Source organism: bacterium, from assembly GCA_036524115.1.
GTDB lineage: Bacteria > JAUVQV01 > JAUVQV01 > JAUVQV01 > DATDCY01 > DATDCY01.
In genome coordinates this window covers 1-10,682 of record DATDCY010000068.1, presented here as the reverse complement: position 1 = coordinate 10,682, position 10,682 = coordinate 1, and the positions used below count along the sequence as shown (strand labels likewise).

Annotated in this window: 12 protein-coding genes; 10 read left to right on the top strand and 2 right to left on the bottom strand. The window is 68.8% G+C overall.

What is annotated here, in order from left to right; genetic code table 11:
- The coding region (locus VI078_03240) for a glutamine amidotransferase (protein ID HEY5998298.1) at positions 1-1,720 on the top strand (1,720 nt) is incomplete at its 5' end.
- A 279-nt stretch (positions 1,721-1,999) separates the two neighbouring features.
- Here the strand turns inward: VI078_03240 and VI078_03235 are convergent.
- Together VI078_03235 and VI078_03230 are read right to left on the bottom strand one after the other, a co-directional pair.
- A complete protein-coding gene (locus tag VI078_03235) occupies positions 2,000-3,097 on the bottom strand; it encodes a cytochrome c3 family protein (protein ID HEY5998297.1) in 1,098 nt (365 codons plus the stop codon).
- Positions 3,098-3,125: 28 nt separating this feature from the next.
- Positions 3,126-3,743, bottom strand: a complete 618-nt coding sequence (locus VI078_03230) for a methyl-accepting chemotaxis protein (protein HEY5998296.1) — start codon at positions 3,741-3,743, stop codon at positions 3,126-3,128.
- A gap of 125 nt (positions 3,744-3,868) precedes the next feature.
- Here VI078_03230 and thiD point away from each other — a divergent pair, with 125 nt between their 5' ends.
- From thiD to VI078_03185, 9 genes are all read left to right on the top strand, one after another.
- Positions 3,869-4,708: a bifunctional hydroxymethylpyrimidine kinase/phosphomethylpyrimidine kinase gene (thiD, locus tag VI078_03225; protein ID HEY5998295.1), complete on the top strand. Its 840-nt coding sequence runs from the start codon at positions 3,869-3,871 to the stop codon at positions 4,706-4,708.
- Positions 4,705-5,589, top strand: a complete 885-nt coding sequence (locus tag VI078_03220; GenBank protein ID HEY5998294.1) for a M23 family metallopeptidase — start codon at positions 4,705-4,707, stop codon at positions 5,587-5,589. Before thiD ends, VI078_03220 begins: the two co-directional genes overlap by 4 nt.
- A 155-nt stretch (positions 5,590-5,744) precedes the next feature.
- Positions 5,745-6,110 carry a DUF2513 domain-containing protein gene (locus tag VI078_03215; GenBank protein ID HEY5998293.1) on the top strand — a complete coding sequence of 122 codons (366 nt, stop codon included), beginning with the start codon at positions 5,745-5,747 and terminating at the stop codon, positions 6,108-6,110.
- Complete coding sequence (locus VI078_03210; protein ID HEY5998292.1) at positions 6,111-7,208, top strand: hypothetical protein; 1,098 nt, start codon at positions 6,111-6,113, stop codon at positions 7,206-7,208.
- A 168-nt stretch (positions 7,209-7,376) separates the two neighbouring features.
- Positions 7,377-7,646, top strand: a complete 270-nt coding sequence (locus tag VI078_03205; protein HEY5998291.1) for a BrnT family toxin — start codon at positions 7,377-7,379, stop codon at positions 7,644-7,646.
- 1 nt (position 7,647) lies between these two features.
- A complete protein-coding gene (locus VI078_03200; GenBank protein ID HEY5998290.1) occupies positions 7,648-7,932 on the top strand; it encodes an antitoxin in 285 nt (94 codons plus the stop codon).
- A 265-nt stretch (positions 7,933-8,197) separates the two neighbouring features.
- Complete coding sequence (locus VI078_03195) at positions 8,198-8,491, top strand: hypothetical protein (GenBank protein ID HEY5998289.1); 294 nt, start codon at positions 8,198-8,200, stop codon at positions 8,489-8,491.
- 155 nt (positions 8,492-8,646) lie between these two features.
- On the top strand, positions 8,647-9,048 hold the full coding sequence (locus VI078_03190) for a hypothetical protein (protein ID HEY5998288.1): 402 nt from the start codon (positions 8,647-8,649) through the stop codon (positions 9,046-9,048).
- On the top strand, positions 9,045-10,682 hold a 1,638-nt coding region (locus VI078_03185), incomplete at its 3' end, for a tetratricopeptide repeat protein (protein ID HEY5998287.1). The genes VI078_03190 and VI078_03185, both read left to right, overlap by 4 nt.

Here is a 10,682-nt window from a genome sequence, read left to right as displayed (position 1 = left end):
CGGGCACGGCGCAGGCGCCGGCGCGGCGGCCACGGGGGCCGAGACCGGAGGCGGCGTGCCGGTGGTGTTCGTCGGCGTCGGCGCCGGCGAGCGCACGCGCGACGTCGAGATAGCGGCGGCCGAGCCGCCCGCGGTCGCCTTCGCCGGCAGCCCGGCCGTGATCGCGGTGACGGTCCGCTCGAGCGGGTACGCCGGGCGCGAGGTGCCGCTGCTGCTCAAGCGCGGCGAGCAGGTCCTGGTCTCGCGCACGCTGCGGCTGCCTCCCGACGGCACGGAGCTGCGCGAGTCGCTGGAGTGGACCCCGCCGGCGCCCGGCGCCCACGCGCTGACGCTGCAGGTGCCCCTCCTCGACGGCGAGCAGATCGCGGAGAACAACCGCGCGGACCTGTCGTTCGACGCCGTGCGCGATCGCATCCGCGTCCTGGTCGTCAGCGGGACCCCGAGCTGGAGCTACCGCTTCCTGCGCGGCGCGCTCAAGGGGGATCCGAGCCTGGACGTCGTGTCCTTCATCATCCTGCGCTCGGCCTCCGACGCCGTGGACGTCCCGCAGCAGGACCTGAGCCTCATCCCGTTCCCGACCCAGAAGATCTTCATGGAGGAGCTGCCCAACTTCGACCTGCTGATCTTCGACAACTTCGCCTCCCAGCCCTATCTGCCGAGCGCCTACCTCGAGAAGGTCGAGGAGTTCGTGCGCGGCGGCGGGGGCTTCTGGATGCTCGGCGGGCCGCTCTCGTACCAGGGAGGGCGCTACCAGCTCACGCCGCTCGCGCCGCTGCTCCCCGTGTCCCTCCCCGACGCGCCCGCGGCGGGCGGCGGCTTCCGGGACGTCACCGTGCGGCCGCGCCTGACCGCCGCCGGACGTGCTCACCCCTTCTTCCAGGGGCTCGTGGCCCAGGGCGGCGAGCCGCCGCCCCTCCAGGGGTACAACGTCAGCGGGCCGGCCGTGCGCGGGGCCGTGGTGCTGGCGGAGGTGCCGGTCGAGGGCGGGCCGGCGCAGCCGCTCGTGGTCATCGGCCGCCACGGGAAGGGGAGGGTCCTCTCGGTCCTGACCGACTCGCTCTGGGACTGGGCGTTCGAGGAGGCCGGGCGGGGCCGCGGCAGCCGCCCCTACCTGGCGTTCGTCCGCCAGGCCGTGCGCTGGAGCATCGGCGACCCGCAGCTGGAGCCGGCGCGCGTCGAGCCGGAGCGCGCGCGGGTGGCCCCCGGCGAGAAGGTCCGCGCCCGCATCCGCGTGCTGGGCGAGGACTTCCTCCCCGCCGCGAGCCCCGACCTCTCGGTGACGCTCAAGGGGCCGCGCGGTGAGACGCGCGCCCTGGCACCGACTGCGGAGGCCCCCGGGGTCTTCGTCGTCGAGGCGCCGGCGCCCGGCGAGGGGACGTGGGAGATCGCCGCGGAGGCCTCGGCGCGCGGCAAGGTCTACGCGCGGGCGGCGGCCGTCGTGACGGCGGCGTGGCCGCTCGAGGAGTTCCGTTCGCCGGGGCTGAACCGCGACGCCCTGAAGGCGCTGCTCGCCGGCCGGCGCGGCGCGCTGCTCGAGCTGGGCGACGCCGGGGATACGGCGGAGGCGTTGGCCCGCGTGCTCAGGGACCTGACGGGGGAGGGCGCCGCGCGCGAGCGGGAGGAGGGGCGGGCGCTCGCCGAGTCGGTCCCGGTGTTCCTGCTCTTCCTGGCGCTCCTCGCGGGAGAATGGATCCTCAGGCGGCGATCGGGACTGGATTAGGCCCGCGGCATTCCCGGGGGTCTTTTCCGCCCAGGCTGCGTTGCTTCTCGCGTTGCTTGTGCGGCGGGCACCAGCCCGCCTCCGCGCACGCTCGGCGCGGCCTTGCCTGGACGAAAAATCCCCACGGGACTGCGCGCGGGCAGCAGGGGTGGAGTGGGCAGGGGGTGGGGGGCACCAGTACGCCTCCGCGCGGGCTCGTCGCTGCCTTGCCAGAACGAAAAATGACGCTCCCGCAGGACCGGGGCAGCAGAGGTCGGTGAGGACCGGGGCTGTGAGCGGCTAGTCCTGGGCCGGGCGCAGGAGGTAGCGGCGGTCCGCCTGGTGCGGGTCGTGGCAGTAGGTGCAGCCCTTCTGGCGCAGGAAGGCGCTGCCGCCATCGGGCGATACGAGGTGCTTGAGCGCGTCGGCTTCGGTGTGGCAGCGGAAGCAGAGCGCCTCGCCGGAGGCGACGAGGAACCCGGGGTTGGTCTGGCCGTGCGGGTCGTGGCAGACGGTGCAGCTGCCGACGGCCACGGGCCCGTGGACGTAGCGCTCGGGAGCGAACCGGTCGTGGCACTTGCCGCAGAGCGCGGCGTCGCTGCCGCCGACCGCGTAGGAGCGGGCGCCGCGGTCGTGGCAGACGAAGCAGTCCTTGCGGTTGACCATGCCGTGGGAGCGGTAGAGGCGGTAGGTCATCTCCCGCGGCAGCGTCGGGCGGAAGAGGATGTTGAGCGCCTCGGGCTCGACCCCCTGGCCCGAGATGCGCACCGTGTTGATGCCGTCGCGGAGCCTGAGCATCGTCGAGAAGGTCCCGTTCTCCACGCTCAGGACCAGCGGCGTGTCGTTGATCTCGACGGTCACCTCGCGGATCCCCGGCTCGGAGAGCGTGCCGATCAGCGGCACCGGCAGCGTGTCCACGACGGCGTTGTTCGCGGGCGCCAGCAGCGAGACGCTGACCCGGGGCTCCTGGAAGTTCTCGTCGGCGTGGCAGGCGAGGCACAGCTCGCGCTTGAGCATCTGCCGGCGCAGCAGCCAGGTCCGGCCGCCCGTGTCCGGGTTGACGAACTCGGCGTGCGGCGCGTGGCAGGTGATGCACGAGAGCTCGCCGCGCTCGTTCAGCAGCAGATCGGTCGGGACCTTCATCGACGGGCGGATGCCGACGCGGTGGTTGAGGTTGTCCTCGAGCGAGGCGGCGTGGCACTCCTGGCAGAGATCGTCGATGCTCTTGCGGTAGACGCCGTTCTGCAGCACCCGCCCCTGGCCGGGGAGCGTGAGGTGGCAGTGCGTGCAGCCGACCTTCTCGAACTGCACCGCGTGCGGCGAGAGCGTGACCGCCGCCGCGCCGCCGGTGGCGCCGCAGAGCAGCCCCGCGGCAAGCAGGAGGGCGGTCCCGCGCATGGCCGGTTGGGCTCCCGCCGCCGTCGCCTCAGGGCCTCTCGGGCGGCGTGCGCAGGCGGAAGAACTGCAGCTCCCGGATCAGCGCCTCCTCGCGCGCGAGCAGGTCCTCCAGGTCGCTCCGGCACTCGGCGGTCGTGGCGTCGAGCGACTGCAGGTGGCGCGGGAGCTTGCCCGAGGCCTCGCGCAGCGCGTCGGCGCCGCCGCGGATCGACACGAGGTGGCTGTTCAACGTCTCGATCGCGTGCGCCAGCGACTCCGCCAGGGGCGTGGTCTGGTCGTCGTCGCGCAGCTTGGGCTGGAAGTCCAGCTCGCCCCGCGAGACGCTCTCGAGGTAGCGGCGGATCGCGTAGAGCGGGCCGGCGATGTGGTGGGAGACGTAGAGCGTGACGGCGACGACCGCGGCGCCGAGCACGAGGACGAACACGCCGGCCAGCGACAGGAGCGTCGGCAGGAGCATCTCGCCGGTGCTCTTGATGGTGTAGTGGGCGCTGTAGTACGTCTCCTCGAGGCGCCGGTTGAGGATCAGGTACGCCGCGAGGACGAAGAGCCCGGTGCCGGCCAGGAGCAGCAGCACGAACTTGAGGATGAACTGCCCCTGGAAGCGCCGGTCGATGAACACGATCTTGCGCGGCTTCTCTTCCCTCATGCGCGATCTCCTTCGCTTCGCGGCGCACGTCGCCGCGGACCATTCCCCCCGAGACTGCCCTGCGATACGTCTGGTATAGTATCGGCCGTGTTCGTGCGCTGTCAAGAAAACGCAGGGATGCCGCGGTGATAGCCGCCGCGGCGCCGCGCCGGAGGACGACGCCGACGCTCGTCGTGTGCGCCGGCGGCTCGGACCCGATGGGGTGCGCGGGCCTCGCCGCCGACCTGCACGCGGTGAAGGCGCTTGGCGGGCACCCGCTGCCGGTGATCACCGCGGTGACGGTCCAGGACACGCGCCGGGTCCTCGCCGTCGAGCCGGTGGCGCCGCGGCTCGTGCGGGCACAGCTCGAGGCGGTGCTTGCCGACGGCGGCGCCCAGGCGGTGAAGGTCGGCATGCTCGCGACCGCGCCGGTCGTCCGGGCGGTGGCCGGCGCCATCGAGCGGCACCGCGTCCCCAACGTCGTCGTCGATCCCGTCCTGCACGCCACGACGGGCGGGGCGCTCCTCGACGCGCCCGGCATCCAGGCGCTACTGGGGCGCCTCTTTCCGCTCGCCGCGGTCCTGACCCCCAACATCCCCGAGGCCGAGGCGCTGCTCGGCGCGGAGCTCAGGGATCTCGATGACATGGTGGGCGCTGCGCGGGCGCTGCTCGCACGTGGGCCGCGCGCGGTGCTCCTGAAAGGCGGGCACCGGCGGGGCGGGGCGGTGGATGTCTTCGTCGATGCGCGGCGCTCCCTCCTGCTGCGCGGGCCGCGGGTGCCCACGCGGAACACCCGGGGCACCGGCTGCCTGCTGGCCGCCGCCATCGCGGTGCACCTCGGTCGCGGGCTGCCGCCGCTGGAGGCCGCGCATCGCGCCAAGGCCTTCGTGCTCGAGGCAATCCGCCGCTCGTACCCGCTGGGGCGGGGGCGCGGGCCCGCCAACGCGGGCGAGGCGGCGGCACGCGCCGCGGGTCCGGTCGGATGAGGCGCGGCCCCCTCGTGGCGGCGCTGGCGTCGCTGGCCGGCGCGCTGGCCCTGGCCGGCGCCGTGGGCCAGTGCGCGCAGAAGGGGCGCGCGACGGCGCCGCAGGTCCTGCGCGTGCAGCCGGGCGACGTCTTCGTGCTGCGTCCGCCGCAAGGAAAGGGGCGCCCGGAGGCGGCGCAGTTCCTCGGCAAGCGCTATCCGGCCCTCGCGCTCGGCGGCGAGGGCTCGCCCGTGTTCCTCCTGGGCCTCGACATCGACGCGGCCACGGGGAGGGAGACCATCGTCGTCAGCCGGGGCGCCGGCGGCGAGGAGCAGCGCATCCCGGTGGACGTCGTCAGGCGCGCCTTCCCGGAGGAGCGCCTGACCCTGCCGCCGGCGATGGTGACGCCGCCGAAAGAACTGGAGGAACGCATCGCACGCGAACAGGAGCAGGCGGCCGCGGTCTACCGCGAGTCCGGCGGCGGCGCGCTCTGGACGGGAGCGTTCGAGCGGGCCCTCGCCGAGCGCGCCGCGGGCAACTTCGGGCGCCGGCGGATCCTCAACGGAATCCCCAAGAGCCCGCACGCGGGCCAGGACTACACCGCGCCGGCCGGCACCCCGGTGCACGCCATCGCCGCCGGCAGGGTGCGCCTCGCGCGGGACTTCTACTACTCGGGGCTGACCGTCCTGGTTGATCACGGCGCCGGCCTCGTGAGCCAGTACCTGCACCTCGAGAAGCTGCTCGTCGCCGAGGGCGAGCAGGTCGCCGCCGGCCAGGTCGTCGGCAGGGTGGGCAGCACCGGCCGCGCCACCGGCCCGCACCTGCACCTGGGCGTGCGCCTCTTCGAGCAGCGGGTGGACCCGGAGAGGCTCTGGGGGCTGTTCGCGGCAGGCACACGCTGAGGCTGCGGCCGATCTACCGCACCGATCGAACCCGCGATACTCCGGGCCGGGGAGGCATAGGCCGGTAGATGGCCGTGTACGGGGATGGTCGTGGCGGTCGTTAGATGTAGATTATCCACCTGTTGGGCCTCATAGAACCGAAGGGATAGAAAAGCATGAAGAGAGACATGGATCTCATCCGCAAGATCGTGCTCTTTGTGGAAGCGATGGAACCAAACCAGCAGATTGAAGATGAGTCCGTGCAGATTGAAGGGTACGAACCATCGGTCATCAACTATCACATTGGCCTGCTGGCCGAAGCAGAGTTGATAAAGTCACATGACGTGTCTGACTCTGGCGGAGATCATTGGCTAATTGATCGGCTCACTTGGAAAGGGCATGAGTTCATCGATTCAGCCAGAAACGAATCAGTCTGGTCCAGAGCGAAGGAAATGATCAAGGAGAAAGGCGGTTCGATCCCATTTGAAGTCATGCAAACACTATTGACTTCAATCGCAAAGAGCATGCTTGGTATCACATGAATGCTCAACCAGGCGTTGTTGCTGACCGATCACCCTTGCACGAGGGCTACCGTTCAATGGGAAGAGGCCGAAGCTGGTTCCAAGGCGCCCGCAAGCGCGCCGGCAGCTAAACGCTACGATCAACTGTTTGGCAACTACTGCGGAGAACAGAAATATATGGACAAGAGCAAGTGCCCAGTGTGCGGGTACGACACAGACATCCAATGTCGTCTCGACAGTTCGACTCTCACCAATCTTGTCTCTTGTCCACGGTGCGGGGAGTTCTTCATCTCAGAGGAATTGTGGATGGACGGCATTCCTGGCAGCGAGACTCTTTACGTCTTGTCTGCAGTATTGCGGTACAACCATGATATTGGTGGACAGCCGATCCGGGTTCTTGCCTCAACTGTGGGGTCTCTGGTCAGCGGGACGTATCCGCGCACCGTTCCTGAACTTGGTCGCCAACTCTTGCGCCGACTGTCCTTGCGGACCTCTCATTTCGGAGAGCGGATTGTCCTAGCCGGAAAGACAGACTACCCAATTGGGTATTGCAGGAACATCGCCGAGTTCGACTACATTCTCGCCTACCTTGATAGTCGGGGATGGGTAAACATAGACAAGATGATGGGCCCTCACTACGGCATCCGGATTACACCTGAGGGATGGACGGAACTCGAGCAGTCCCACAGGCATGACGCGACGAATCCGCGCGTCTTTGTGGCAATGTCGTTCTCAGATGACCTCAAGGACACATATCAGGAGGGGATCGACAAGACCATTCGGGAGTGCGGATATCGGCCAATCCGCGTCGACCGGGAGCATTTCGTCAACAAGATCGATGACGAGATCATCGCCCAGATCCGTCAAAGCAGGTTGGTTGTAGCAGACTTCACCGGTCATCGGGGGGGTGTCTACTTCGAAGCAGGGTTTGCCCTCGGCCTTGGCGTTCCCGTCATATGGATGTGCAGTGATAATGACAAGACGGACTTGCACTTTGACACGCGGCAGTATCCACACATTTTATGGAAGAAGGCGGCGGATCTCGGGGAACAACTGCGAGGACGAGTACTAGCACTGCTCGGGCGCGGCCCACTGGACTCATACAAGGACATTGCCTAACCAGGCGTTGTAGCCGACGGATCACCCTTGCATGTCGGCCCTCAGATGCCGAGGCTCAGGTGAATTGTAACGTTCCAGTCCGGGCCGGCAAGCGCGCCCGCGGCTCAACGCCACGGTATGCCCGCAATGATTGACAAAAGGCACACGGCGTCATACCATTGACTCATGGTGCAGTTCGACTGGAACAACGAGAAGAATGAATGGCTGAAAGCCAAGAGAGGGGTCAGTTTCGAACAGGTGGTTCTGATCCTGGAGCAGGAAGGCTACCTCGACATCATCGACCATCCGAATCAAGGGGAATACCCAGGGCAGGAGATCGCCATCATTCGAATTGAGGACTACGTATATCTCGTCCCCTTCGTGAGGGAGGGAAACACAATATTCCTCAAGACCATCATTCCCAACAGGAAGGCAACATCGAAGTACAAGGGGAAATGACATGAAGACGTACACGGACGAAGCCGAAGAGAAGAAGATTGTCGAGTCGTACGAGCGGGGAGAATGGCGCACCGTCAAGGGTCTAAAGGGAAAGGGACGCCTGCTGCGCACGGCAGCGCGCAATACCCTCCAGAAGGACAAGCGCATCAATATTCGTATGTCCTCGAGGGACTTGAATCAAGTTCAAGTAATCGCGGCACAGGAAGGTCTACCGTACCAAACGCTCATTTCTAGCATCATCCACAAGTTTGTCGCAGGGACGCTGGTCGATCGAAAGAGGGCATGACCAGGCGTTGTAGCCGACGGATCACGCTTGCATTGCGGCCCTTTGAAGCTAATGTGAAAGCAATGTTCCAGTCCGGGCCGGCAAGCGCGCCAGCAGGGTGCTGAAGAGTGATTCTAAAGGCTCCACGATGCTCCTGCGAGGGGGGTCCAGACATGGCTCGACGCGAGATCGTCGATCCTGGATCTGTCTGGAGGCTCGTCAACTTGCTCGTCCCTTGGTGTTGCAGCACCCTGCTGGACCTGTGACAGGTGTGAGGAGGACGACCATGGAAGAGAGGCCGGTGAAGTTCGGGATCGCGTGGTTCAAGCCGGAACAATGGAGCTTGCTGCGTGAGATCTCCGAGGACAAGGATGAACTCGAAGACGACTATGAGACATGGCTCCAACATGCTCAGGAACGCGTTCAAGACTTTCAGAGCAAAGACATTCCGGTCGAAGAGGTGCTCGTCGACGTGTATGATTTGTCGCAATGGTGCAAGAAGCACAAGGTGAAGTGCGACGCTGAGGCGCGTTCCCGCTTTGCATCAGAGGAAGTGCGAAAGATGCACAAGCCCGCCTAGCCCCTGCAGGGCTTGCCCACGTCAAGGGCGGAAGTTGTCGCTGACGAGGGCCTGTAGCCTGCCGTCACGCCTGCTTCTCGGCGCTTCATGGCAACTCGCAGACACTCTCTCCGGCGGGTCTGGAAAAGGCCGCCGGTTTGTGCAATCGTTGCGGCATGCCGATCGAGCACACCATCGACCGCGAGAAGCGCCTCGTCACCGCGGCACTGCGGGGCGTCGTCACGTACGACGAGCTGGCGGAGTACGAGCGGCGCGTCTGGTCGTCCCCCGAGGTCGCGGGCTTCGACGAGCTTGTCGACATGAGCAGGGCGACGGATATCGAAGACGACACGGTGAACAACGTGGAGCGCCTCGCTTCGCTCGCCGCGAGGCTGGATGCGGCGCGAGGCCCCTCGCGGCTGGCCATATTCGCGGCTTCCGACCTCCACTTCGGCATGGGGCGCATGTACAAGGCGTTGCGCGAGGGGCGCCCCGGCGCCGTGCGGACGGTCGAGGTCTTCCGGGACCGCGGGGACGCTGAGCGCTGGCTTTCCTCGGACAGCAGCGTCCCCGAATGACCCCGTCTCGCCGGGGGCGCGGCGGGGGCCGACGCAGCGCGCTGTGGCGCCTCGCCGCCGGTGCTGTGCTCCTCGTGCTGCTGAGCGCCGCCGTCTTCCATGCCGCGGCCGGGTTCGGCTTCGTCGCCTTCGACGACGAGGAGTACGTCGTCCGCAACCCCCGCGTGCTCGCCGGGCTGACGGCGGACGGCGCCGCCTGGGCGATGCGCACGGCGACCCTCGGCAGCTGGTACCCGCTGACGTGGCTCTCGCTCATGCTCGACGTCCAGCTCTTCGGCCCCGACCCCCGCTGGCTGCACCGCACGGGGCTGGCGCTGCACACGCTCGCCGGGGTGCTGCTCTTCCTGCTGCTGCGCAGCCTCACGGGCGCCGGCGGGCGCAGCCTGCTCGTCGCGGCGCTCTTTATCGTGCACCCGCTCCACGTCGAGTCGGCGGTGTGGATCTCGGAGCGCAAGGACGTGCTCTCGACCTGTCTCTGGCTGGCGGGCGCGCTGTGCCACGTGCGCTACGCGCGGCGGCCCTCGCCGGCGCGCCTGGTGCCCGTCGCGGTCTTCTTCGCGCTCGCGCTCGCGGCCAAGCCCATGGCCGTCACGTTCCCCCTGACGCTGCTGCTGATCGACTTCTGGCCCCTCGGCCGCCTGCGGGGCGAGGGACTGCGCCGCGCGCTGCTGGAGAAGGCCCACCTCTTCGCCGGCGCCGCCGTGGCCGCGGCGTTCACCTTCCGGTCGCAGGGTCTCGCGGGCGCGATCAACGCCGTGACGCCGATCCCGCTGGCGGCCCGGCTCGCCAACGCCGCGACGTCGCTGGCGTGGTACTGCGCCAGGACGGTCTGGCCGAGCGACCTCGCGTTCTTCTATCCCCACCCGGGGAGCGGGGCGCCGCTGGTCCCCGCCGCGATCGCCGCCGCGGCGGCGGCCGCGGCGACCGCGCTGTTTCTCCGGAACTGGCGCCGCTCGCCGGCGCACCTGACCGGCTGGCTCTGGTTCCTGGCCACGCTGGCGCCGGTCATCGGCGTCGTGCAGGTCGGGGCGCAGGCACGGGCCGACCGCTACACCTACGTCCCGCTCATCGGGCTCTTCGTGATGGCCGCGTGGCTCGCGCCCTCGCGGTGGCGCGGCCGGCGGGGGGCGGCGGTCGCGGCCGGGGCCGCAGCCTCGGCGTGGGTGGCGCTCCTCGGCGTCGCCGCCCACGCGCAGGCCGCGCAGTGGAGGGACACGCGCACCCTCGCCGAGCACGCGTCCCGCGTCGCCCCGAGCTGGATGGCGATCGAGCACCTGGCCGTGGCCGCCGTGCTCGACGGGCGGCTGGACGAGGGGCTCTCGCTCATCCGCCGCGCGTTCGAGCTCTCGCCGTCGAACCCGCAGGTCCACTACAACCTCGGGTGGGTGCACGAGCGTCGTGGCGAGATCCCCGAGGCGCTGTCCTGGTACCGGCGGGCGGCCTCCGAGATGCCGGGGGACCCGCTGCCGATCGCCTCCGTCGGTGTGGCGCTGGCGGCGCTCTCGCGCTGCGAGGAGGCGGTCCCGTGGCTGGAGCGCGCCGCGGCGCTCGACCCTGCGGACGCCCACGCGCGGCGCGGGCTCGCCCGCTGTCTCGCGACGCTCGGGAGGGGCGCGGAGGCCGCGGGACACTAC